Here is a 21,458-nt window from a genome sequence, read left to right on the forward strand (position 1 = left end):
GGGATGTCGTTCATCGGCGCTTCGATGCCCTCGCGCTTCTCGAAGCCGACGGAGCTGTCGTCCTGATAGATGACGCCTTGATACTCCTTGTCGCGGTCCATGATGAGGTCCTTCGCGGCGTCGTAGTCCGAGGAATCGTGGTCGAAGTCCTCGTCGGCCACGTCGACGATGGCGTCGCGGAAGTAGTCGTAGGTGTCGACATCGTTGAACGTCACACACGGCGAGTAAACGTTCACGAAGCCGAAGCCGTCGTGTTCGATAGCCTTCTGGACGATTTCGGCGTGTCGCTGGCTGTCCGAGGAGAACGACTGCGCGATGAACGTGCCACCGGCGGCGAGCGCGAGTGCGAGGGGGTTGACGGGCTGTTGGTTCGTACCGTCCGGCGACGTCGAGGTCTCGAAGTCCTCACGCGAGGTCGGCGAGAACTGCCCCTTCGTCAGCCCGTAAATCCGGTTGTCCATAACGATGTACGTCATGTCGACGTTCCGGCGGACCGCGTGGACGAAGTGGCCAGCCCCGATGGAGTAGCCGTCGCCGTCGCCGCCGGCGACCATCACTTCGAGTTCGGGATTGGCCATCTTCACGCCCGTTCCGACGGGGAGGGCCCGGCCGTGGACGCCGTGCAGCGCATACGAGTGCATGTACGTCCCGATTTTCCCGGAACAGCCGATACCGGCGACCACGAACGTGTTGTCGGGGTCGTTGCCGGTCTCGGCCAGCGCTTTCATCATGCCGTTCATCGTCCCGAAGTCACCGCAACCGGGACACCACGTGGGCTGTTTGTCGGATTTGAAATCCGTAAATCGAATCTCGGAACTCATGCTTCCACCTCCGTCGCCTCGCCGAGGGCCGCTTTGACCTCGTCGGCGAGTTCGTCCGCCTTGAAGCGGACGCCGTTGTACTTGTTGATGCGCTCGACGCGCGTGAGCGTGTCGTGTTCGACGAGGTCCGCGAACTGACCGGTCGCGTTACACTCGACGACGATGACCTCGTCTGCGGCCTCGAACTCCTCGGTGAGGTCCGGCCGCGGGAAGATGTACGGCACCGAAATGAACCGCACGTCGATGCCGTCTTCTTCGAGGAACTCCATCGCTTCCAGCATCGCACCTTCGTTGGACCCCCACGAGACGATGAGCGTGTCGGCGTCGGCGTCACCGAACTCGCGGTAGTCGAAGTTCTCCCGCTCGATTGCGGTTTCGACCTTGCGGTCGCGTTTGTCGACCTGCTCGACGCGCATGTCGGTGTCTTCGGTCCGTCGGCCCAGTTCGTCGTGTTCGAGGCCGGTGGACATGTGAGCGCCACCCTCGACGCCGGGGAACGACCGCGGACTGATGCCGTCGTCGGTGAGCGCGTGGGGCTTGAACTGCCCTTTCTCGTTTTGCCACTCGTCGATGTTCTCCTCGTCGACGACCTTCCCGCGGTCGATTTCGACCTCGTCCATGTCGAACGTCTCGGGTTCGAAGGTCTGTTCGGTGACCGCAAGCGAGAGGTCGGCCGTGAGGTAGACGGGGAGTTGGTACTTCTCGGCGAGGTTGAACGCCTCGACGGTCTTGTGGAAACACTCCGAAATCGTCGTCGGCGCCAGCACGAACCGCGGCACCTCGCCGTGGCCGCCGTACAGCATCTGGTTGAGGTCGCCCTGCTCCTGTTTGGTCGGCATCCCCGTCGAGGGACCCGACCGCATCACGTTACAGATGACCAGCGGCGTCTCCGAGGTGGCGACCAGTCCGAACGTCTCCGTCATCAGGTCGATGCCGGGTCCGGAAGTGGCAGTCATCGAACGGGCGCCCGCACGCGCACCGCCGAGCGCCATGTTGACCGCCGACAGCTCGTCTTCGGCCTGAACGACGACGCCACCGTAGTCCTCGATGCGGCCCTTCAGATACTCCATCACGTCCGTCGCGGGCGTGATTGGGTAGCCGGCGTAGAACCGACAGCCGCCGGCGAGAGCGCCCATCCCGATGGCTTCGTCGCCGTTCAGGAGGACGTAGTCGTTGTCCGTCGTCTCGAGGTCATCGTCAGTCGAGAGGTCCGTCTCCTCTTGGACGAACTCCGCGCCGAGGCGGGCGGCCTTCTTGTTGTTCTCGACGATGGCCTCGCCTTTCCCACCGAAGCGCTTCTCCAGCGACTCGTCGAGGTACTCGATGTTGAATCCAGTAACTTCACACGCGGCACCGAGTGCAACGATGTTGCGCATGATGGCGCCACCGGCGTCCTCGGCGAGGCGCTTCAGCGGCACGTCGAGCCCCGTCATCTCGCCGGGGGCCTCGAAGTCCTTCATCATCGTCCGCTCGCCGTCGTAGATGATGACGGAGTCCTCGTGGAGTTCGTCGAGGTTTTCGTTGACGGTTCGCTCTGTCAGCGCAATCAGGATATCGAGTCTGTCGACGACACTCTCGACGCGGTCGACCGACGTCCGTACCTTATACGCCGTGTATCCGCCACGGATTCGTGAGGCGAAGTCCTTCGAGGTAAAGACGTGGCGCCCCGCACGTGAGAGCGCCTGGGCAAAGATCTTCCCGGTCGAGTCGATCCCGTCGCCGGCTTCACCGCCGACGGCCCAGTTGAGGTCCTCTGGCATACTACATCGGGGTTCTGCGCGGCGGACGTTAAGCCTTCTGAATATTGCCGCAGTTGAGCGGTTTTCCGGATTACAGCCCTCGAAAGCGACTTTCAACGACTACCGAGGGAAAACTTCACACGCGTTTATATCGGATTTCCGGAGACGGCTTCGAAAGCGCCTTGCCGGCGGGGAAGCCCATACCGTACATGGACCCCATCGAGACGACCGTCGCTGCCGTCCGCGACGTCGGCCCCGACGCAGTCGCCATCGACCTCGACACCCCGCCGGCGTTCGACGCCGAACCGGGACAGTTCGTCAAACTCACCGCCACCGTCGGCGGCAAAGACGAATCGCGGTTCTACACCGTCTCCTCGCCGGACACCGACGACACCTTCGAGTTCACTATCAGCTACGACCCCGAGGAGGGCGGCGCGTTCAGCGAGTACCTCCTGAACCTCGAGGCCGGCGACACCGTGACGATTACCGGCCCCTTCGGCGACGACTATTACGAAGGCGAGCATCGAGCAATCGTCCTCGCCGGCGGCCCCGGTATCGGTCCCGCCGTCGCCATCGCCGAGCGCGCACTCGCCGAGGGCAACGAGGCCGCAATCGTCTACCGCGACGACACTCCGCTTCACGAGGAGCGCCTCTCGAACATCGCCAACGCCGGAGCGTCGGTGTTCGTCCTCTCCGAAGACGAATCGCTCACCGACGCCGTCGCGGACGTGCTGACGAACGCCGACGGCGAGCAGGTGTTCGTCTACGGCTTCGCCGACTTCCTCAAGGACGCCACCGCCGCAATCGAGGCCGCCGGCGGCGATGCCGACGCGGCGAAGGCAGAGAACTTCGGGTGAACCTCTACGCCGACCTTTTTGCACGCCCGCTCGCGGCGCGAGCGGGCGGCAAAAACGTCGATGAAAAAGACACTGCGGGCCTCCCGCTGGTCGGCCCTTGGTCCCGCGCCTCCCTCCGGTCGGCGCGGCGGAACCGCTCGCGCCTGCGGCGCTCGCGGATGCTCTACTGGCCGAAGTTCGAACCACCAGCTCGTCCGAGCATTCATATATCAAAACGAGACCATCCGCCGTATGCGCTGACCAGCCACCGACGGCCGTTCGGCTACCGTGCGGCTGGCCGTCGGATTAGGGGTGCTACTCCCACTGAACGCCGCCTGTTCGCTACCTACTCGCCACTGCTGGCACGTTCGGTGTCGTCGAGGAACGCCGCGACTCGTTGTTGTGCGTCCATGGCCTCGGCGCCGTCCCAGCGGAGTATAAACACCCGGCGTCCGTAGTCGGAGTATGGACGTACTCGGGGACGCAATCGACCGACAGCGCCGCACCTCCGACATCGCGCTCCGGGCGCCCGCGGTCGGCCGAGCCTACGACTACCGACGGTTCTGTACGAGCGCGTGGAAAGTGGGGAACTTCCTCCGACACCTCGGCGTCCGGAGCGGGGCGGGCGTCGCCATCGCTGACGACCCGATTCCGGAACCGGTGTTGACGTTTTACGGTGCCGCGTTGCTCGGAGGCGTCGTTCGGTTCGGCCCGGCGGAATCGGTCGGCGACGACACGCGCGCGCTCGTCGTCCCTGTAGCGGACCTCGGCGAGTACGACGCCGGACCCTCCACGAAACAAGTCGCCTACGGCAGTCAACCCGATGACCCCACGGTCTCGTACTTCGAGCGCGACGTGTGGAGCGAGAACCCGACGGAACCGCCGGACCACATCACGCCGTCGGACCCGTTGCTGGCGGCCTCCGAGGCGACGTACAGCCACGGCGACGTTCTCGGGGCCGCAACCGAAGTGGTCGACGACCACGGAGTCGCCTCCGACACGACGGTCGCGGTTCGGGGGTCGTTCACCGCCCCGGGCGTCGTCGCCGCGGGGTTGGTCGCACCCATCGTGGCTGGCGGAACCGTCGTCGTCGGCCCGGGAGCAGAGGGAGACCTCGTCGTCGGCGGACCGAACAGCGACATCGCCGTCGAGACGCTGTTGGGCTGACTGCTGGCAGTCGTGGAAATCCAGCGTTAGGCGACATGGCGTCGATGTTTAGGCCATCGTTCGTCTCAGTCGATGTCGCGGACGTCACCAAGAAACTCGTCGACAGTTGGCCTGTCTCCCGGCGTCTTTCCTTCGTACGTTTTCGCCACGGTGGGTTCGCCGTCCGTCGTATCGAAGACGACCGCAAGCGGCATCCGCCCGACGAGGTCGTGAAGCGACCCGAGCGCACCGAATCGGGTCGGTTGGTCGTACTCGTCGCTAACGGCCTTCGAGGGGTCCGCCAAGAGCGAAAACGGCAGGTCGTATTGGCGGTGCCACTCCGCAGCGCGGTCGGCGGGTTCGGGCAACACCGCGACGACCGCAGCGTTCGCCTCCCGGAACGCTTCGTACCGAGCGGCGACGTCTTGGACCTGCTGTCGACACTTCGTGCAGTGGTAGTCCCGCTGGAACAGGAGGACGATACTGTCGGTGTCCGAATCGGTGGCGGCCTCCGAGAACTGGAATCGGTCGGGGCCGGAGGCGGCGTTCTCCAGTTCGAAATCGTGTGCTGACGTGTTCATCCATTGAAACCATCCGAACAGGGAGGACTTGTCGTTCGCGCGCTCGTGTGAGCGTCGCGGAAAACCGGAGTGCGGTCGCCGGCAGTCGGAAGGCTTGAACCGGCCCGGGTCGTGGCCCGGATATGGCCGAGGAGCGCATCGCCGACATCGAGGAGGTTCCCGAGGACTCGACGCTTCTGTTTACGGTTCGGGAGGGCTTCGACGAGAAGGAGGTCGTTCTCGTTCGACTGAACGGCGACATCGCCGCGTGGCGGAACTTCTGTCCCCACTGGACCGACGTGCGACTCGACAAGGGAAGCGGCGCGGAGTTCCGCGACGGCGAAGTCGTCTGTACGCGTCACGGCGCGACGTTCGAACCCGATTCCGGACACTGCACGTACGGCCCCTGCGAGGGGTCGTATCTCGAAGAGGTCGACGTCGAAGTTCGTGACGGTGGCGTGTATCTCGCCGAAGACCACTACGAGTTCGACCACGTCGGTCCCAAGAGCGACCGCGACCTCTCCTCCGGACGTATCGGCTTCAGCGGGAATTAGCGTAACAGCGCGTTTCGACCCGCTCGTCGTACAGTCGCTGAAGCAGCGTCGTCAGCGGTCCACCGCCGATTTCGATGCCATCGAGCGTCGCAATCGGCCGGAGTTCCCACGTCGAGTTCGTCAGGAACGCCTCGTCGGCGTTCCGCACGTCGTCCGGCGTGTATCGCCCCGTCCGAACCGGGAAGTCCTCGGATTCGGCGAGTTCGATGACCACCTCTCGAGTGATGCCGGGGAGAATCGACCCCGTTTCGGGCGTCTTCAGCACGCCGTCGTCGACGAAAAACAGGTTGCTCGTCGCCCCCTCCGCGACGTGGCCGTTCATGTCCCGCATCAGCGCCTCGACCGGTCGGTACCCCTCGTTGGATGCCCGCCGGAGTTCAAGGCGAGCGAGAATGCCGTTGAGGTAGTTGTGGGTCTTGGCGTCGGACGGCACCGCACTGTCGGGGATTCGCCGCGTCTGCACCGACTGAACGACGGCGGAATCGTCCCAGACGCGCTGGCCGTCGACGCCCCCGCGCGGGAGCGGTTTCACGTACACGACGACCGTGGGGTCGACGTCTTCGTCCGGCGTCAGTTTCCCGGGTTGGACCCCCCTGCTCACCGAGACGCGAACGTAGGCGTCCGCGAAGTCGTTGGCGTCCAGCGTCTCGGCGACGCGAACCGCGAGGTCGTCGGGGACGGCATCGGCCATCCCGAGCGTCTCGCAGGTTCGATGGAGCCGTTCGACGTGGCGGTCCCACGCGAATACCTCGCCGCCGTAGGCCCGACACGTCTCGAAGGCAGCGTCTCCGTATCGAAATCCGCGGTCGTCGACGCTGACGGTCGCCTCGTCTCGGTCGCGTAGTGTTCCGTTTACGTGGTACTGCATCGTGTACAGAACGTCGCAATCATGCGCTCACCGACCTCGGTGAGGATGCTCTCGGGGTGAAACTGCACGCCGACGTGGGGCTTGTCGCGATGGCGGACACCCATCACGACGCTCCGTTCGTCGTCGGTATGGGCCGTCTCTTCGAGAACTGACGGGATGTCACCACGCTCGACGGCGAGGGAGTGATACCGGCCGACCTCGAATCGCTCGGGGAGTGCTTCGAAGAGTCCCCGACCGTCGTGGGTCACCGAGGAGGGTTTCCCGTGGACGACGTCGGGCGCGTGGCCGACCGCGGCGCCGTTGGCGGCACACAGCGCCTGATGGCCCAGACAGACGCCGAGTGTCGGATAGGAGAGTTCCGCGAATATCGGCACAGACACGCCCGCTTCCGACGGCGTACCGGGCCCCGGCGAGACGACGATTCCGTCGGGCTCTAAGCGTCGGATGTCCTCGACCGTTATCGCGTCGTTGCGTTCGACCACAACGTCCGCATGTGTGCCGACGTACTGGACGAGGTTGTAGACGAACGAGTCGTAGTTGTCGACGACGAGAATCGTGGGCGCCGTCATCGCTCCGTCGCCTCCACGGTGAGCGTGGTTCGTTCGTCCAGCGCCGCATCGAGGGCCTTGACGAGGGCGCGACCCTTGTCGAGGGTTTCGTCGTACTCGCTGTCGGGGTCGGAGTCGTGGACGATACCGGCGCCCACGCGGAGGTAATACCGGTCGGCGTGGCGGACGAGCGTGCGGATGACGATGTTGAGCGTCGCGCGGTCGTCGAAGCCGAAGACACCGATGGCACCGGTGTAGGGGCCGCGCGAACTCCGTTCGACCGAATCGATTATCTCCATCGTCCGCGGTTTCGGCGCGCCGGTAATCGTTCCGCCGGGGAAGACGGCCGCGACGGCGTCGGCCAGCGAGCAGTCCGCCCGGCGGCGCCCCTCGACGAGACTGACGAGGTGCATGACCTCCGAGTAGCGGTCGACGCGGCGGTACTCCCGAACGTCGACGCTGCCGTACTCGCTGACCTTTCCGAGGTCGTTCCGTTCGAGGTCGACGAGCATGGCGTGTTCGGCCCGCTCCTTCTCGTCGCCGAGGAGGTCGGCTTCGAGTTCGGCGTCGACCTCGGGGGTCTCCCCGCGCGGTCTGGTGCCGGCGATGGGTTCGGTCAAGAGTCGGTCGCCCTCGACATCGAGGAGGAGTTCGGGACTCGCGCTGACGAGGTCCACGCCCGGAAACTCGACGAGCGCCGAGTACGGCGCCGGATTCACTCGCCGGAGCGCGGCGTAGGCGTCGACCGGGTGTACGGCCGCCGGCGCCGAGAGCCGCTGGGAGACGTTGGCCTGAAACGTGTCTCCTTCGTGGATGTGCTCTTTGACGCGGCGGACGCGCTCGGCGAACGCCTCGCGCGTGCACTCGGAGTCGAACGTCGCACGCGAGCGCTCGGATGGCGGCCGGCCGACCGAGCGGTCGCCGGCGATGGCTCGGGCGACGAGGTCACGGGCGCGGCCGAGTCCCCACTCGTAGGCGGCATCGACGCCGTCGTGTTCGTCGAGTCGCGGACACGCGGTTACTCGAAGCGTAGCCTCGCTCGTCCACGGCTCTTCCCACGCGGCCACGCGGTCGTACGTCGCCACCTGAAGCCGCGGTAAGCCGCGGTCCTCCTCGGCGTCGGAGAGTGTCTCCAGTTCGCGTGCGATGTCGTAGGAGAGCCACCCGAAGGCGCCACAGGGGTACGGCACGGTACAGGCACCCCGTACGAGCGTCTCCCCGGAAAGTAGCCCGTCGAGGGCGGCGAGTGACGGTGACGCAGACTCGGGGGAGACCGCGTCGGCTGAGACGGTGAGCCGCTCGATTGGGTCCGTCGCGAAGTACCCCCACCCGGACTGTCCGCCGGTAGTTTCGAGGAGTACGTCGCCGCCGTCGCCGTTGCGCGCCCGACGGTACGCCTCGAAAGGGTCGGCGACGCGAACACGGAGTTCGACCGGAACCCGGGCGTCCGGCGGGGCGTCGGCTGCCGTCGAACCGAAATCGGCCCGGTCGGTGACGACTCGCATCGATGAGAGAAAAGCGCCCGTTGGGTAACCGTTTTGCGGTCGCTCCTGCCTCAGAGGTCGGCGGCGTTGTCCTGCCAGCCGCTGATGCGCTTCGGCGAGAGGTCCGTCTCCTCGGCGAGTTCCTCGGGGTCGGCCTCGAGGAGGTCGTTGACGCTGTCGATGCCGGCGTCGTTGAGTCGGTTCGCGTAGGCGGGGCCGATACCGCTGACGTTCTCGACCGGGACGCTACCGCCCTCTGGTTCGTCGGGGACCGGGCCGGCCGCCTCGGCCGGTTCGGCGGCCGAGGTGTCCGTACCGCTGTGGTTGCTCACATCGGTTCCGGTTTCGGCTGGTTCCGCCGAAACGTCCTCGTCGGTCGGCGGTTCCTCGGTCATCGAGCCCGTAGACGCGCTGGCGTCCGTGCCCGCCGCAACGGCGTCGTCGCTACCTTGGTCGACCGATTCGTCCGCGTCGTCGGTCTCCGCTTCGGCCGGTTCCTCGTCGGCTTCGGCTGCTTGCTCGTCGGTTCCTTTCACCGCTGCTTCGTTGTCGGCGTCCGGCTCCGGTTCCGGTTCCGGTTCCTCCTCCGGTTCGTGTTCGACGGTCACGTTCGTCGTCTCGGTGGACTCCTCCTCGGTGGAGTCGCTGGAGCCGAGGCCCAGCATGGTCCGAATGAGTTTGGTGATTGGCATGTACGAAAATACGTGTTGGACAGTACTTAAACCCCGCCGACTCCCGCAAACACCGCGATGTCGCCGTTTCGGTTCAGAGCGACGCTCTCAGTGCTTCGTTCATGACATCGACCGGTGCATCCCGGTCGGTCCACAACTCGAACGCCTCGACGCCCTGAAACAGCAGCATCCAGGCCCCGTCGATAGTCCTCGCGCCAACCGCGGACGCCTCCCGAAGCAGTCGCGTCTCGATGGGGTCGTAGACGGCATCCAGCACCGCGAGGTCGGCGTGGAGCGCCGCCTTCGGAACCGGTGTCTCGTCGGACTCCATCCCGACGCTCGTCGCGTTGACCAGTACGTCGGCATCGGCGAGCAACGAGTCGAGTTTGTCGAGACCGTGAGCGCTCGCGTTCGGCACCGCGTCGGCGAGCGTCTCCGCGCGCGAGACGGTTCGATTGGCGATGTGAACGTCCACCCCCTCGTCGGCGAGGGCGAAGGCGGCCGCCCGCCCCGCACCGCCGGCACCGACGACAACCGCGGTTCCCGAAAGCGACACGTCGTGGTGCTCGAAGGCCCGGGTGACACCGGCGGCATCGGTGTTGTGCCCCGTCGGCTCCCCCGAGAAGTCGACGGTGTTCACTGCGCCGATGCGCTCGGCCAGCGGGTCCGGGTCGACGAGCGCCAGCACGTTCTCTTTGAACGGGATGGTGACGTTGAGTCCGCGAACGCCGAGCGCGCTGGCGCCGTCGAGGGCGAGACCCAGCGAATCGCGTGATGGCTCGAACGTCACGTAGCGAGCGTCCATCTCCAGGGCGTCGTAGGCCGCCTCGTGCATCGGCGGCGACAGCGAGTGACCGACCGGGTTTCCGATGAGACCGAACACGTCCATACCACCGCCTCGCGGCGGACCCATACAAGCGTGTCCGTTCGACACCTCACTCGTCGTGAATCCACGGCACGCGGAAGCCGGGGTAGACGGCCGCGACGACGACCGAACCGGTGTCCTCGACGGTGTGTCCCCGGACACACAGCGTCTCCTCGCGCCAGTCCCACTCCCGGAGTTCTTTCGCCCCCGCCAACGACGCCCTGAGTTCCGCTCGGACCTCGGTTTCGGAGTCGCCGGTGGCTTCCATGAACACGCCGCCGCTGGGCGAAGTGGCCCACCCGAGACCGGCCGCCAACGTCTCGCCGTCGGTCGAACTCGACCGCTCGGCGAGGACGACCGAGACGGGCGTTCCAGTCGGTGCGGACTGTTCGTGCCGACCCGCCTCGACGACCGTCGCGTCGGCGGGGACGACCGAGGACAACTGCAGGAGGTTGTAGTTGTGGACGCCGGCTTCGGCCAATGCCGCGTCGAAGGCACTCAACTCCGTCGGGGCCTCGGCGGCCCCCCAGACGACATCGATTTCCATTGTGAATCCGTCGTCGGCGAACGGTCTTAGGCCCTCCCATCGAGTACACCGACGGCCTTTATCCGGGTCGTCACCAAGCCCGCCCATGCTCGCAGTCGTCGTCTCCCGGGCCGACAGCGCTTCCGAACACATCGGTGAACGATTGCTGGACCGCGAGGAGTGGACCGAACACGAAGACGAAAGCCGTTCCGAGGGGAAAGGTGGCGGGACCTACTACCGCACCGACGGCGCCGAACTCCGCACGTTCGAGGACCTCCATCTGTACCTCGACGGCGCTGCGGCGGCGTTCGACGACCCCGACATGCTCGTCTTCGCCTCGCGACACTCCGGGGACACCGGGCCGCTGCTGACCGCACACGCGACCGGTAACTTCGGCCCCGCCGAGTACGGCGGGGGAGAAGGCTCGCTCGCCCGAGCCGCGCCGAACGCGCTCAAACACGTCCGTGAGTCGTTCGCGGAGTACGCCCCCGAGGGCTACGATGTGGGTATCGAGTGCACCCACCACGGCCCGAGTCTCGTCGGCTGTCCGTCGCTGTTCGTGGAGTTGGGTAGCGGTGAAGACGAGTGGGCCGACCCGGCCGGCGCCGAGGCCGTCGCCGAAGCCATCCTCGACCTCCGGGGCGTCGACCCCGCAACCGAACGAACCGTCGTCGGGTTCGGCGGCGGCCACTACGCACCCCGGTTCGACCGGATACTGACCGAAACCGACTGGGCGGTCGGTCACATCGCCGCCGACTGGTCGCTCGACGACATGGGTGACCCCGGCGAAGCGAAGGCGGTCATCGCGAAGGCGTTCCGGGCCAGCGGCACCGAGTTCGCGCTCCTCGACGGTGACCACCCCGAGTTGGAAGCTGTCATCGACGACCTCGGCTTCCTTTCGGTGTCAGAGACGTGGCTCCGGGAGACGACAGGCGTTCCCCTCGAACTCGTCGAAGAACTGGAGCGTGACCTCACCGCCATCGACGATGGCCTCCGGTTCGGTTCCCCCGCCATCGATTACGACGGCGAGTACGTCCTCGAGGAACTCCCCGAAGAACTGCTCGAGGAGGCCAACGGCGTCGACCGCGAGGCCGTTCTGGAGGCCGTCTCCGAGCGCGCACTCGCCTACGAGACGCTGGAGGGGGCCTCACTCGTCGGCGGCCCGGTGGCGTTGCCCGAAACCGGCAGTTACCGAAACATCGTCGAGTCCCTCGCGGCCGTCCTCGAATCGAAGTACGACACCGTCGAGGTACGCGACGGCGAGGTGTTCGCCGCGCGGGCGGTGTTCGACCCCGAACTCGCCCGGGACGCCGGTATCGAGGAAGGGCCGGCGTTCGGACGGCTCTCGTCGGGCGAAAGCGTCGAAGCCGACGGCGAGACGGTCGAACCGGCCGACGTTCGGCGCGCGCGAGAGCAGCGCTTCGAGTTCTGACCCGACCGGTTTTATATCGTCGCTACTGGTTTATCGGCTGAACCGAGTCATGAGGCCGAACATCGGTCGATTTCGTGCGACGGGCGTCAGACATCGGGGAAAGATACTTTATCCGCGTGCGCAACAGCGGCAGGCATAATGGACTCGATTATCGAGGACGCTATCGGCGAAGCCGAAGAGGATGGGGAGGCGCCGGCTGGGGAGCCGGCGTCGGCCGGTTCCAACGGGACCGGAGCCGAGACCGACGCCGACGTGAAAGGGTCGGGAACGATGACCGACGAGGAACTGGCGAGCGTCGTCAAGGACCTCGAAACGAAGATTACCGTCGTCGGCTGCGGCGGCGCCGGCGGCAACACCGTCACCCGGATGTCCGAGGCCGGCATCCACGGCGCAAAACTGGTCGCCGCCAACACCGACGCCCAACACCTCGCGACCGAGGTCGAAGCCGACGAGAAAATCCTCATCGGCCGCCAGCGAACCGGCGGTCGCGGCGCCGGTAGCGTCCCGAAAATCGGCGAAGAGGCCGCCCAAGAGGACATCGAGGACATCACGAAGTCCATCGACGGTTCGGATATGGTGTTCATCACCGCCGGCCTCGGCGGTGGCACCGGCACCGGTTCCGCACCGGTCGTCGCACAGGCCGCCCAAGAGAAGGGCGCGCTCACCATCGCCATCGTGACGATTCCGTTCACCGCGGAAGGAGAACGCCGGCGAGCCAACGCCGATGCCGGCCTCGAACGGCTCCGTGCCGTCGCCGACACCGTCATCGTCATCCCGAACGACCGACTGCTCGATTACGCGCCGAACATGCCGTTGCAGGACGCCTTCAAAATCTGTGACCGCGTCCTGATGCGCAGCGTCAAGGGGATGACCGAGCTCATCACCAAGCCCGGACTCGTCAACGTCGACTTCGCCGACGTGAAGACCATCATGGAGAACGGCGGCGTCGCCATGATTGGACTGGGCGAGAGCGACTCGGAGAACAAAGCCCAAGACTCCATCCGGTCGGCGCTCCGGTCGCCGCTGCTCGACGTGGAGTTCGACGGCGCCAACAGCGCCCTCGTCAACGTCGTCGGTGGTCCCGACATGTCCATCGAGGAGGCCGAGGGCGTCGTCGAGGAGATTTACGACCGCATCGACCCCGACGCACGTATCATCTGGGGCGCCTCCGTCAATCCCGAGTTCGACGGCAAGATGGAGACGATGATCGTCGTGACAGGTGTCGAAAGCCCCCAGATTTACGGCAAGAGCGAGGCCGAAGCCGAGCGCGCGATGGCGGAGGGCGGCGACGACATCGACTACGTCGAGTAGCGACAACCAACAGGTAGAAAACCCCTGAGCAGGAACGGGAGGACATGAACACGCCGAAAGACCTCTCGTCGTACGTTCGGGTGCTCAAACTCGCGAGCACGCCGTCGTGGGACGAGTTCTCGAAGGTGTCCACCATCGCCGGCATCGGCATCCTGCTCGTGGGCTTCATCGGCTTCGCCATCTTCGCGATTATGACGTTCGTTCCCGGAGCCCTGATGTCGTCGGTTTACGCAGTCAAGACCACCGCGAGCCAGGAGCGGACGGTCGCTGACATGATTATCAGCCGCGAGGAGCCCGATATCCACGCCGCCCTCGCGCCGGACTCGCTGACCAGCTACGTGATGGTCGAAGCCGACGGACCGGCTGCCATCGAGCGAGCACTCGAAGACATTCCTCACGCCCGCAATCTGGTCCCCGGCGAATCCTCGATTACCGAGGTCGAACACTTCCTGAGCCCGAAGCCGGACGTCGAAGGCATCGCGGAAGGCGACATCGTCGAACTCATCGCCGGCCCGTTCAAAGGCGAGAAAGCACAGGTCCAGCGCATCGACGAGGGGAAAGACCAGGTCACCGTCGAACTGTACGAGGCGACGGTTCCGATTCCGGTCACGGTCCGCGGCGACCAGATTCGCGTTCTCGACAGCGAAGAGCGGTAAACTACCCCACCCTACTCCCTCGGCGCTCCGCGCCTCGGTCCTTGAGGGTGGGGTTTTGATGTGGACTCCCAGCAATCAATCGCCAGCAATCGGCTGGTGATTCTCGCCGTTCAACGTCCCACCATTTATACGCAGGTCTACTTCTGCGTCTCCGCTCCCCGGCTTGGGCGAGGAACGGAGTCTGTGTGTCTGCTTTCGAGCGTACCGTAGCCCGATATTTTTCGCACCGTTGTAGTCCGCGTTCACCTCATACCCACACTTCTGGCACTCAAAGTGTTCTCCGTGGCGGTTATTCTCGTGTGTGAACCCACAGTCCGTTCGAGAACAGCGTTGGGATGTGTGGTTCGGCTCGACCTGTTCCACGGAGACCTCCTGTTCAGGGGCTTTGTAGGAGACGTACTCAAGCAGGCGTCGGAACGCCCAGACGTGGTGCCACTTTGCGTGTGGAAGCCGCTCTCGAATGTCGGTTAAATCCTCGAACGCAATCACGTCGCAGTCGTGAGTGAGGGCTTCCTCGACGAGTTCGTTGGCGACCGTGTGGATGTATTGTTTGCGCCAGGCTTCTTCACGCTTCCCGAGGCGAAGCAGGGCCTTGTGTGCGGCCTGCGTGCCGCGCCGTTGCATCTCGCCACGTCGCTTCTCGAACTCACGACACCAGTGGTCGTAGTCGTCCCCCTGCCAAAACGTGCCGGTTGAGGACACAGCGAGGCTATTGACGCCGAGGTCGATACCGAGGACCGTTTGGTCGGGGTGCCCGGTGTCTTCCGAAACCTCATCGTCACCGTCTGTTCGCCGCGTCGAAAGGTTGAGGTAGAACTCGTCAGTGGCCACGTCGTACCGAAGCGTACTCTCGCGGAACTCGTAGTTCTCGGAGAGTACGTACCGCTCGTAGGGCGTCGGACTGTCTGCCGGGAGAACGAACGACGGTTCGACTCGGCCCTCAACAGTTGCCAGCGACACCTTGTTCCGGTAGAAGGTCGCGCTCCGCGTGTCGTAGTCCATCGTTTCGGCGGTGAACGTCGGTTGAGAGACGCGCTGTCCCTTTTTCCACCGTTCGACACACGCTTTGACAGCTTCGACAGCGCGTTTGATAGCGGCTTGGACAAGTTGGGCCTGTAGGTCTGTCTCCTCTCGAAGTTCGGAGTAGAGCGCGTCACGGACCTCTCGTTTGTTGGTCTTACACTCGGTATAGGAGGTGTCGGACCAACAGTAGTCGGCGGTTCGGTTCGCGCAGTACAGGTATTGCTCGGCGGTTCGGTGGAGTGCGTCGCGTTGCTCGTCGGAAACGGCGATTTTCACGACGGCGGTTCGACGCACACCCATGTTTTCAGAGAACACCCGACGGTACTTATAGACTTGGGGGTCGAACGGTCATAGTGTGGCGGTTGTGTCGTACCATGTCGGTTTCCTCCCCGACCTACTCGCTCACTCCGTTCGCTCCTTGAGGTTGGGGGCTCCACCTCGAAAGTGCTGAAACCGTACTCGCTATTCTCCGGCAACAATCAGCGGACAGGACGTTACTCGTCGGTTCCCACGTCCGAGCTCGCGTCGGCGTCGAGGCCAAGCCGCTGGACGACCGTTTCGATATCGGCTTCGTCCTCGACCGTCGAGAGCACTCGCTCCCGGCGGCGGATGTCGTCGGTATCGGCGTCGTAGTGGCGGAGGTACTCCGCCCGCGAGTGCTCCGAGAAGGCGTGTCGAATCCCGAAATATCCGTCGGGGACGACGGTACCGCAGACGGCACACTGGTGGCGGTCGTGGGCCGTCGCCTGATGGACGAGCAACTCCTCTACGGTCTCGTCTTCGAACCCACAGCCAGCGATGTCACACTCCCACATAGGCGGGGACTCGGTACGGTGCCCTAAAAGCGTTCGCGCCGAATCGGAACCGCTAACGGCACCGCGTCGATAGCCGGCGTATGGACGAGTTCCGCGTCGACGCCCACGTGAAGGTGCTCGACGAGCAGGTCGCCGAGCGCGCGAAACGACGGGGTCTCGACGCCATCGTGTACGCGCCGCACTTCAAGCGACTCCCCGACATCGAGGCTCGCGCCGAGCGGTTCACCGACGACGAACTGCTCGTCGTTCCCGCCCGCGAGGTGTTCACCGGCGACTGGCGGAACCGAAAACACGTCCTCGCGGTCGGGCTCTCCGACCCCGTCCCGGATTTCATCAGCCTCGAGGGCGCGATGGCCGAGTTCGACCGGCAGGACGCGGCCGTCCTCGCACCCCACCCCGAGTTCGCGACGGTGAGTCTGGAGTCACACGACCTCCGTGCCCACGCCGAGCAGATACACGGCATCGAGCTGTACAACCCGAAACACTGGCAACACCACAACGAACGCGCACGGGAGTTACAGCGTGAGTTCGACCTGCCACCGTTCGGGTCGTCGTACGCCCATCTCCCGGGGACCGTCGGCGAGGTGTGGACGGCCTTCGAGGAGTCCTTCGACACCGCCGCGGAACTCACCGAGGCGTTTCGGGACGGGGCACCACGGAAGGTGTTTCATCGGGACGGCGTCGAACACCGACTCCGGTGTGGCGCGGAGTTCCTCCATCTGTTCTACGAGAACACCTGGGAGAAAGTCGACCGACTGTTCCTCTCCGGGACGGAACCGACACACCCGGACCACATCGCCTACGGGGGTCGCTTCGACGGCGTGAGCGTCTATTAGAGTACGGCGTTCGTGATTTCGGCGGCCGTCGGCAGGTCGACGTACTGCGGAAGGACGTGGATGACCGCGGCGGCCACGGCGAGTTCCAGCCCCGTAATCACGAGCGTGACGACGTTGGCGAACTTACTGGAGGTGGTGACGCCGGTTGGGAAGCCGTACTCGTCGCTCAAAAGCGGGTAGAACAGCGCGACACCGCGTTTACTGCCGACGATGTCGAGGACGTAGTGGGTGAGAACACCGACCCAGACGTACTGGAGATTGCCGAACACCACCGGAAAGGCGAGGAACACGAACAGTACGGGGAGGTTGTGGAGTGTCTTGCGGTGCTTGCCGAACGCCGTGTCCACGTCGGGAAACAGCGCCCCGAGCGATAGCGGGACTGTAACCGCGAAAACGGTTCGTGCCGTCTCCATCGTCCCGGACGGTTCAAGAATGAAGCCGAGACCGATGCCGAGTGCAATCGCGTTCAGGACGTGCCCTTCTTTGTCCATCGACGGATAGGTCTCTCTCGGCTACCAAAAACCTACTCGCCGACGGCGGCGTCGGCCAAATCCTCCAGCGCCCGTTCGGCGATTTGTCGCTTGATTTCCGTCCGGCTGCCGTCGAAGACGTATCGCTCGACTGAACACCACGACTCACCAGTTCCCCAGTCGCCAGCGTGGGCGATTCCGATATACACCGTTCCGACGGGCTTTTCGTCGGTACCGCCACTCGGCCCGGCGATGCCGGTGGTAGCGACGCCCCACGTCACGCCCGCACCGTCGCGGACGCCGCGGGCCATCTGTTCGGCGACCGGTTCGCTGACCGCCCCTTCGCTGTCGAGAATCTCCCGCGGGACGCCCAACTCCTCCAGTTTCGCGTCGTAGGTGTAGGTGACGACCGACCTATCGAAGTAGTCGCTCGACCCCGGGACATCGGTCAACAGCGACCCGATGAGGCCGCCGGTACAGGATTCGGCCGTGGCGACGTACTCGCCGCGCTCCCTGAGAACCTCTCCGATGCGTTCCTCGATTGCCATACCCGACTCCTCGCGGCGAGCGGACTTGAAACGGGCGGTGGAAAGCGACAAACCGACGTAGCCGCCGTCCACAGCAGGGGTATGGACGACTACGAGCGGCCGCTGTTCTTCCATCTCATGGAGTACGCGGCCGAAGCGGACCGCGATGTCGTCGACATGGTGTCCGGCAACCCCGACTGGGAGGCTCCCGAGGCGCTTCGGGAGGGCCTCCGGGAGTACGCCGACGCGCCGGTCGACGACTTCCAGTACCCGCCGAGCGAGGGCCTCACCGAACTGCGTGAGGAAATCGCGGCGCGGCGTGGTGTCGACGTCGAGCGCGTCGTCATCACGAACGGCGCCGGCGAAGCGAACTACCTCGCGATGGCGACCGCGCTAGAGGCACTGGACGGTGACGAGGTACTGCTGGCCGACCCCGTCTACCCCTACTACCACAAACGAACCGAGATGCTCGACGGGACGCCGCGGTACGTCGCCGCCGACCACGACGGAACCCTCGACGCGGAAGCGGTTCGAGCGAACGCGAGCGACGACACCGCCGCCATCGTCGTCAACTCACCGAACAACCCCACCGGCGGCGTGTACGGCCGGGAGACGAAACGCGAACTGGTCGACATCGCCGAGGAGCACGACGCCCTGCTCGTCTCCGACGAGGTGTACGACCACTTCGTCTACGACGAGGGACGTTTCGCCTCCGTCCTGGAGTTCGAGTCGGAGAACAGCGTCGTCACCAACGCCTTCTCGAAGTCGATGGCGATTACGGGCTTCCGCGTCGGCTACGCCGTCTTCCCCGAGTGGCTGATGGACGCGGTTCGGACTCGCCACATGCTCGTCAACGTCGCCGGTTCTCGACCCGCCCAGTACGCGGTGTTGAGGGCGCTCCGGGAGACGCCAGCGGAGTACTACGAGCAGAACAGACGAATGCTCGAAGAGCGCATCGACGCCTTCTGTGCCGCCTTAGAGGAAGCCGGCGCCGAGTACACCCGCCCGCGTGGGAGTTTCTACGTGATGGCGCGCTTCGACGGCTACCCGGGCACGCTGTCGAACGTCGAGCGACTCATCGACGAGGCGGGCGTCGCAGGGATGCCGGGCGACGCCTTCGGCGAGTCACGCGCGGAGTGGCTCCGCTTTGCACTCGTGACGCCTCGGGCGGAGGAGGCGGCCCGACGGCTGGCGGAGTACTTCTAACGCGGCCCTCGCGGGCTACTCGGACTCACGGACCGCCGGAATCCGCGGTCGCTCGGCGCGACGGCGTCCACGCCGTCTGGCTGCGTCTCGACATATAAACCCTCGCAGGGGCGGCCGTGTCGAATGGGCAACATCCAAACGACTTTGCCTGCCGACCGGCTAACCCGGGTAATGGCGAACTGCGACGTGTGCGGCAAGCACGTAAACATGCCGTACAACTGCCGGCACTGTGGTGGGACCTACTGCAGCGAACACCGGCTCCCGGAGAACCACAACTGCCCCGGCCTGGAGAGTTGGAACGACCCGCAGAACGTCTTCGACAGCGGGTTCGACGACTCGGTGAACGACAGCGGCGGGACGGCCTCGAGCGCGCTCGGGAAACTCGGCCTCGACACCGGTGCCGGCGGGCCGTTGGGCTACTTCCGGAACAACGTCTCGTATTTGTTCCTCGGAATCATCGTTGTCGTCTTCGCTCTACAACTAGCCGTAATCGCAATTCAACCGAGGCTTCACCAGAGTATATTCACCCTGACAACTGCACACCCGGAATACGTTTGGACGTGGGTAATTTCGGTCTTCTCACACAGCCCAGTCAATCCAACACATATTCTGTTCAACGGCATCGTGCTGTACTTCTTCGGCCCTATCGTCGAGCGACAAATCGGCTCGAAGAAGTTCACCATCCTCTTTCTCGTCAGCGGGATGGCTGCCGGACTCGGACAGGTCGGCGTCGGACTGCTCACCAGCGAGCAGGTCGCCGTCCTCGGCGCGTCCGGCGCGCTGATGGCGCTTCTGGGCGTCCTTGCGATGACCTCGCCGGACCTGAAGGTGCTGCTGTTCTTCTTCATTCCCGTCTCGATGCGGACGCTCGCGTTCCTCTACGCCATCGGGTCGGTCGTGTTCTTCGTCGCCGACGGCGGCCCGCTCAGCGGCGTCGCCCACTTCGCCCACCTCACCGGCCTCGTCATCGGTCTGTGGTACGGCAACCGCATCAAACACGAGGTTGGACGCGGCCCGGGACAGTTGAACATCGGCCCCGGTCGCGGTGGCGGCGGCCTCCGATGAACGTCGTCGAAGAGCGATTCCTCCCCGACCCGTCGCTGTCTCGTGCGGAAATGGAGGCCCTCCAGCGGGACATCGCCGAGGCAGCCGTCTTCGAGGACGACATCGACTTCGACCCCGATGACATCGCCTCCGGTGAGGCTCTCGTCGCCGGCGTCGACCAGGCGTTCCTCGACGAGCGTGCCGTCTCGGCGGTCGTCGTCCTGCGCGGCGACGAGGTGGTGGAACGGACCAGCGCCGTCACGCCGCTGTCGATTCCCTACATTCCCGGCCTGCTCGCCTTCCGTGAGGGCGACCCCATCGTCGCAGCACTGGAGAACCTCAATGTCGACCCGGACCTGCTGGTCTTCGACGGAAGCGGTCGCATCCACTTCCGAGAGGCCGGCATCGCCACCCACGTCGGCGTGCTGTTCGACACCCCCGCCGTCGGCGTCGCGAAGAACCTGCTGTGTGGGGAACCGCGGCAGTCGGTCGACTCGCTGCCCGAGGGCGCCCGCGTCGCAATCGAGGCCGACGACTCGATGCCGGACACGCCAGCCGGCGAGACGGTCGGCTACGCCTACCAGAGCCGACAGTACCCCGATTCGACGAACATCAATCCGCTGTACGTCTCCTCGGGGCATCGACTGTCGGCGAAGACGGCTGTTGACTGCGTGGCCGCCTGCGGCGGCGCGTACAAACTCCCCGAACCGACGCGGTTGGCCGACGCCTACGCTGATGAACTGAAGGAGACGGTCTAACGTTAGAGCAACTCCGCGAGGCCGTGGAGCGTTTCGAGTTCGTACGTCGGGTCCACGGAGAGGTCGACGCTCCGGCAGTGTGGCCGGCGCAGAAACACCGAATCGAGGCCGGCACGGTGGGCCGCGAGCACGTCGCTTTCGCTGTCACCGACGTACAGCGCCGACCCGCCGCCCAAGTCGTCGAGGGCGCGCTCGACGTAGTGAGTGTTCGGCTTCTTCAGACCGAGGCTCTCGACAGTTTTCTCGCGGCCGTAGTAGGTGTCGAAGTCGTCTCCGAACTCGAAGAACTCCAGTACGAACTCGATGGTGCTGTGGTGGTTGTTGCTCACGACGCCACGCGGGCGGGGAACCTCGGAGACTGCAGCAGTATCGTCGTAGCGGTCTCGGTTGCCAGCCCTGAACGACTCGAACTGCGATTGCTCGTCGTGGTGTTCGCGAGCGTTCCAGAGGGCGACCGGGTCGATGTCGTAGGCAGCGCCGATGTCGTCGAGAACCTCGCTGGTGACGCCGCTCGTGAGGTCTTGGACGTGCCCCTCGTCGGGGTCGTCGACGCCGACCGACTGGAATGCCTGTTGGATGGCCGCCGTCTGCGTCTCGGCGCTCGGCGGTTCGACCAACACGCCGTCGCTGTCGAAGAGGACCGCGTCGTAGGAGGGCACTGTCTCGTGGTTCCACGAGCGAGGAGTTGGACGTTTCGGTCCACGAGCGGCCTGTGGACAGCCTTCGCCAGTATATCAACGACTAACTACCGCCCCGCCGAGC

General features: G+C 65.1%; 24 protein-coding genes and 1 pseudogene. 11 read left to right on the forward strand and 14 right to left on the reverse strand.

The annotated features are described in order from the left end of the window. A partial coding sequence (locus tag GJ631_RS08375) for a 2-oxoacid:ferredoxin oxidoreductase subunit beta (protein WP_156708718.1) occupies nucleotides 1-821 on the reverse strand: 821 nt, incomplete at its 3' end. Further along, complete coding sequence (locus GJ631_RS08380; protein ID WP_156708719.1) at nucleotides 818-2,581, reverse strand: 2-oxoacid:acceptor oxidoreductase subunit alpha; 1,764 nt, start codon at nucleotides 2,579-2,581, stop codon at nucleotides 818-820. The genes GJ631_RS08380 and GJ631_RS08375, both read right to left, overlap by 4 nt. A 188-nt stretch (nucleotides 2,582-2,769) precedes the next feature. Between GJ631_RS08380 and GJ631_RS08385 the strand changes: the two genes are divergently transcribed. Continuing rightward, nucleotides 2,770-3,417, forward strand: coding sequence for an FAD-dependent oxidoreductase (locus GJ631_RS08385; RefSeq protein ID WP_156708720.1), 648 nt, complete (start codon nucleotides 2,770-2,772; stop codon nucleotides 3,415-3,417). A 444-nt stretch (nucleotides 3,418-3,861) separates the two neighbouring features. After that, entirely contained in the window at nucleotides 3,862-4,563 is a 702-nt protein-coding gene (locus tag GJ631_RS08390) for an AMP-binding protein (protein WP_156708721.1), read from the forward strand. A gap of 65 nt (nucleotides 4,564-4,628) precedes the next feature. On the opposite strand, the gene GJ631_RS08395 is transcribed toward GJ631_RS08390, so the two are convergent. Next, nucleotides 4,629-5,123 (reverse strand): peroxiredoxin, encoded by a 495-nt coding sequence (locus GJ631_RS08395; RefSeq protein WP_156708722.1) that lies wholly within the window; start codon nucleotides 5,121-5,123, stop codon nucleotides 4,629-4,631. 122 nt (nucleotides 5,124-5,245) lie between these two features. Between GJ631_RS08395 and GJ631_RS08400 the strand changes: the two genes are divergently transcribed. Next, a complete protein-coding gene (locus GJ631_RS08400) occupies nucleotides 5,246-5,656 on the forward strand; it encodes a Rieske (2Fe-2S) protein (protein WP_156708723.1) in 411 nt (136 codons plus the stop codon). Here GJ631_RS08400 and GJ631_RS08405 read toward each other — a convergent pair. From GJ631_RS08405 to GJ631_RS08430, 6 genes are all read right to left on the reverse strand, one after another. Further along, nucleotides 5,643-6,524: an aminotransferase class IV gene (locus GJ631_RS08405; protein WP_156708724.1), complete on the reverse strand. Its 882-nt coding sequence runs from the start codon at nucleotides 6,522-6,524 to the stop codon at nucleotides 5,643-5,645. The two genes, GJ631_RS08400 and GJ631_RS08405, sit on opposite strands and share 14 nt — an antisense overlap. Continuing rightward, entirely contained in the window at nucleotides 6,509-7,093 is a 585-nt protein-coding gene (locus tag GJ631_RS08410) for an aminodeoxychorismate/anthranilate synthase component II (protein WP_156708725.1), read from the reverse strand. The genes GJ631_RS08405 and GJ631_RS08410 overlap by 16 nt, the downstream gene beginning before the upstream one ends. Continuing rightward, entirely contained in the window at nucleotides 7,090-8,577 is a 1,488-nt protein-coding gene (locus GJ631_RS08415; RefSeq protein ID WP_156708726.1) for an anthranilate synthase component I family protein, read from the reverse strand. The genes GJ631_RS08410 and GJ631_RS08415 overlap by 4 nt, the downstream gene beginning before the upstream one ends. A 50-nt stretch (nucleotides 8,578-8,627) precedes the next feature. Next, nucleotides 8,628-9,248 carry a helix-hairpin-helix domain-containing protein gene (locus GJ631_RS19300; RefSeq protein WP_156708727.1) on the reverse strand — a complete coding sequence of 207 codons (621 nt, stop codon included), beginning with the start codon at nucleotides 9,246-9,248 and terminating at the stop codon, nucleotides 8,628-8,630. Nucleotides 9,249-9,321: 73 nt separating this feature from the next. Next, nucleotides 9,322-10,116: a shikimate dehydrogenase gene (locus tag GJ631_RS08425; RefSeq protein WP_156708728.1), complete on the reverse strand. Its 795-nt coding sequence runs from the start codon at nucleotides 10,114-10,116 to the stop codon at nucleotides 9,322-9,324. 46 nt (nucleotides 10,117-10,162) lie between these two features. Beyond that, nucleotides 10,163-10,639 (reverse strand): pyruvoyl-dependent arginine decarboxylase, encoded by a 477-nt coding sequence (locus GJ631_RS08430; RefSeq protein ID WP_197424914.1) that lies wholly within the window; start codon nucleotides 10,637-10,639, stop codon nucleotides 10,163-10,165. 85 nt (nucleotides 10,640-10,724) lie between these two features. Between GJ631_RS08430 and GJ631_RS08435 the strand changes: the two genes are divergently transcribed. The 4 genes and pseudogenes from GJ631_RS08435 (at nucleotide 10,725) to GJ631_RS08445 (ending at nucleotide 14,017) form a co-directional block, all read left to right on the forward strand. Further along, nucleotides 10,725-12,050, forward strand: coding sequence for a D-aminoacyl-tRNA deacylase (locus GJ631_RS08435; protein WP_156708730.1), 1,326 nt, complete (start codon nucleotides 10,725-10,727; stop codon nucleotides 12,048-12,050). 138 nt (nucleotides 12,051-12,188) lie between these two features. Continuing rightward, nucleotides 12,189-13,361, forward strand: a complete 1,173-nt coding sequence (gene ftsZ, locus GJ631_RS08440; protein ID WP_156708731.1) for a cell division protein FtsZ — start codon at nucleotides 12,189-12,191, stop codon at nucleotides 13,359-13,361. 44 nt (nucleotides 13,362-13,405) lie between these two features. Next, nucleotides 13,406-13,576: pseudogene (locus GJ631_RS18530) on the forward strand (protein translocase SEC61 complex subunit gamma); the annotation flags it as partial. Continuing rightward, nucleotides 13,577-14,017 (forward strand): transcription elongation factor Spt5, encoded by a 441-nt coding sequence (locus tag GJ631_RS08445; protein WP_197424917.1) that lies wholly within the window; start codon nucleotides 13,577-13,579, stop codon nucleotides 14,015-14,017. It begins immediately after the preceding pseudogene. Nucleotides 14,018-14,092: 75 nt separating this feature from the next. Here the strand turns inward: GJ631_RS08445 and GJ631_RS08450 are convergent, their stop codons facing one another. Beyond that, nucleotides 14,093-15,340 carry an RNA-guided endonuclease TnpB family protein gene (locus GJ631_RS08450; RefSeq protein ID WP_156708733.1) on the reverse strand — a complete coding sequence of 416 codons (1,248 nt, stop codon included), beginning with the start codon at nucleotides 15,338-15,340 and terminating at the stop codon, nucleotides 14,093-14,095. 194 nt (nucleotides 15,341-15,534) lie between these two features. Continuing rightward, a complete protein-coding gene (locus GJ631_RS08455) occupies nucleotides 15,535-15,855 on the reverse strand; it encodes a hypothetical protein (protein WP_156708734.1) in 321 nt (106 codons plus the stop codon). An 80-nt stretch (nucleotides 15,856-15,935) separates the two neighbouring features. On the opposite strand from GJ631_RS08455, the gene GJ631_RS08460 reads away from it, so the two are divergent. Beyond that, complete coding sequence (locus tag GJ631_RS08460) at nucleotides 15,936-16,691, forward strand: PHP-associated domain-containing protein (protein ID WP_156708735.1); 756 nt, start codon at nucleotides 15,936-15,938, stop codon at nucleotides 16,689-16,691. Here the strand turns inward: GJ631_RS08460 and GJ631_RS08465 are convergent. Both GJ631_RS08465 and GJ631_RS08470 read right to left on the reverse strand, forming a co-directional pair. After that, the gene (locus tag GJ631_RS08465; RefSeq protein WP_156708736.1) at nucleotides 16,688-17,182 is read right to left on the reverse strand and encodes a metal-dependent hydrolase; all 495 of its coding nucleotides are present in this window, start codon (nucleotides 17,180-17,182) and stop codon (nucleotides 16,688-16,690) included. The genes GJ631_RS08460 and GJ631_RS08465 overlap by 4 nt on opposite strands. Nucleotides 17,183-17,214: 32 nt before the next feature. Then, nucleotides 17,215-17,709 carry a CinA family protein gene (locus GJ631_RS08470; protein WP_156708737.1) on the reverse strand — a complete coding sequence of 165 codons (495 nt, stop codon included), beginning with the start codon at nucleotides 17,707-17,709 and terminating at the stop codon, nucleotides 17,215-17,217. A gap of 81 nt (nucleotides 17,710-17,790) precedes the next feature. Here GJ631_RS08470 and GJ631_RS08475 point away from each other — a divergent pair, with 81 nt between their 5' ends. The 3 genes from GJ631_RS08475 to GJ631_RS08485 all read left to right on the forward strand — a co-directional run bounded on the left by GJ631_RS08475 (nucleotide 17,791) and on the right by GJ631_RS08485 (nucleotide 20,696). Continuing rightward, nucleotides 17,791-18,894: a pyridoxal phosphate-dependent aminotransferase gene (locus GJ631_RS08475; RefSeq protein WP_156708738.1), complete on the forward strand. Its 1,104-nt coding sequence runs from the start codon at nucleotides 17,791-17,793 to the stop codon at nucleotides 18,892-18,894. A 171-nt stretch (nucleotides 18,895-19,065) separates the two neighbouring features. After that, nucleotides 19,066-19,959 (forward strand): rhomboid family intramembrane serine protease, encoded by an 894-nt coding sequence (locus GJ631_RS08480; RefSeq protein ID WP_156708739.1) that lies wholly within the window; start codon nucleotides 19,066-19,068, stop codon nucleotides 19,957-19,959. After that, nucleotides 19,956-20,696, forward strand: coding sequence for an endonuclease V (locus GJ631_RS08485; protein ID WP_156708740.1), 741 nt, complete (start codon nucleotides 19,956-19,958; stop codon nucleotides 20,694-20,696). The genes GJ631_RS08480 and GJ631_RS08485 overlap by 4 nt, the downstream gene beginning before the upstream one ends. A 2-nt stretch (nucleotides 20,697-20,698) precedes the next feature. On the opposite strand, the gene GJ631_RS08490 is transcribed toward GJ631_RS08485, so the two are convergent. Next, nucleotides 20,699-21,355: an HAD family hydrolase gene (locus GJ631_RS08490; protein ID WP_370518601.1), complete on the reverse strand. Its 657-nt coding sequence runs from the start codon at nucleotides 21,353-21,355 to the stop codon at nucleotides 20,699-20,701. Nucleotides 21,356-21,458: the final 103 nt, after the last annotated feature.

This window comes from Natronomonas sp. CBA1123 (genome assembly GCF_009741925.1).
In the GTDB taxonomy this organism is placed as follows: Archaea; Halobacteriota; Halobacteria; order Halobacteriales; family Haloarculaceae; genus Natronomonas.

Bases quoted from the DNA above. Each gene is read 5' to 3' on its own strand.
- GJ631_RS08380 (WP_156708719.1), bottom strand. From the start codon at position 2,581: ATGCCAGAGGACCTCAACTGGGCCGTCGGCGGTGAAGCCGGCGACGGG.
- GJ631_RS08385 (WP_156708720.1), top strand. From the start codon at position 2,770: ATGGACCCCATCGAGACGACCGTCGCTGCCGTCCGCGACGTCGGCCCC.
- GJ631_RS08390 (WP_156708721.1), top strand. From the start codon at position 3,862: ATGGACGTACTCGGGGACGCAATCGACCGACAGCGCCGCACCTCCGAC.
- GJ631_RS08395 (WP_156708722.1), bottom strand. From the start codon at position 5,123: ATGAACACGTCAGCACACGATTTCGAACTGGAGAACGCCGCCTCCGGC.
- GJ631_RS08400 (WP_156708723.1), top strand. From the start codon at position 5,246: ATGGCCGAGGAGCGCATCGCCGACATCGAGGAGGTTCCCGAGGACTCG.
- GJ631_RS08405 (WP_156708724.1), bottom strand. From the start codon at position 6,524: ATGCAGTACCACGTAAACGGAACACTACGCGACCGAGACGAGGCGACC.
- GJ631_RS08410 (WP_156708725.1), bottom strand. From the start codon at position 7,093: ATGACGGCGCCCACGATTCTCGTCGTCGACAACTACGACTCGTTCGTC.
- GJ631_RS08415 (WP_156708726.1), bottom strand. From the start codon at position 8,577: ATGCGAGTCGTCACCGACCGGGCCGATTTCGGTTCGACGGCAGCCGAC.
- GJ631_RS19300 (WP_156708727.1), bottom strand. From the start codon at position 9,248: ATGCCAATCACCAAACTCATTCGGACCATGCTGGGCCTCGGCTCCAGC.
- GJ631_RS08425 (WP_156708728.1), bottom strand. From the start codon at position 10,116: ATGGACGTGTTCGGTCTCATCGGAAACCCGGTCGGTCACTCGCTGTCG.
- GJ631_RS08430 (WP_197424914.1), bottom strand. From the start codon at position 10,639: ATGGAAATCGATGTCGTCTGGGGGGCCGCCGAGGCCCCGACGGAGTTG.
- GJ631_RS08435 (WP_156708730.1), top strand. From the start codon at position 10,725: ATGCTCGCAGTCGTCGTCTCCCGGGCCGACAGCGCTTCCGAACACATC.
- ftsZ (WP_156708731.1), top strand. From the start codon at position 12,189: ATGGACTCGATTATCGAGGACGCTATCGGCGAAGCCGAAGAGGATGGG.
- GJ631_RS08445 (WP_197424917.1), top strand. From the start codon at position 13,577: ATGTCGTCGGTTTACGCAGTCAAGACCACCGCGAGCCAGGAGCGGACG.
- GJ631_RS08450 (WP_156708733.1), bottom strand. From the start codon at position 15,340: ATGGGTGTGCGTCGAACCGCCGTCGTGAAAATCGCCGTTTCCGACGAG.
- GJ631_RS08455 (WP_156708734.1), bottom strand. From the start codon at position 15,855: ATGTGGGAGTGTGACATCGCTGGCTGTGGGTTCGAAGACGAGACCGTA.
- GJ631_RS08460 (WP_156708735.1), top strand. From the start codon at position 15,936: ATGGACGAGTTCCGCGTCGACGCCCACGTGAAGGTGCTCGACGAGCAG.
- GJ631_RS08465 (WP_156708736.1), bottom strand. From the start codon at position 17,182: ATGGACAAAGAAGGGCACGTCCTGAACGCGATTGCACTCGGCATCGGT.
- GJ631_RS08470 (WP_156708737.1), bottom strand. From the start codon at position 17,709: ATGGCAATCGAGGAACGCATCGGAGAGGTTCTCAGGGAGCGCGGCGAG.
- GJ631_RS08475 (WP_156708738.1), top strand. From the start codon at position 17,791: ATGGACGACTACGAGCGGCCGCTGTTCTTCCATCTCATGGAGTACGCG.
- GJ631_RS08480 (WP_156708739.1), top strand. From the start codon at position 19,066: ATGGCGAACTGCGACGTGTGCGGCAAGCACGTAAACATGCCGTACAAC.
- GJ631_RS08485 (WP_156708740.1), top strand. From the start codon at position 19,956: ATGAACGTCGTCGAAGAGCGATTCCTCCCCGACCCGTCGCTGTCTCGT.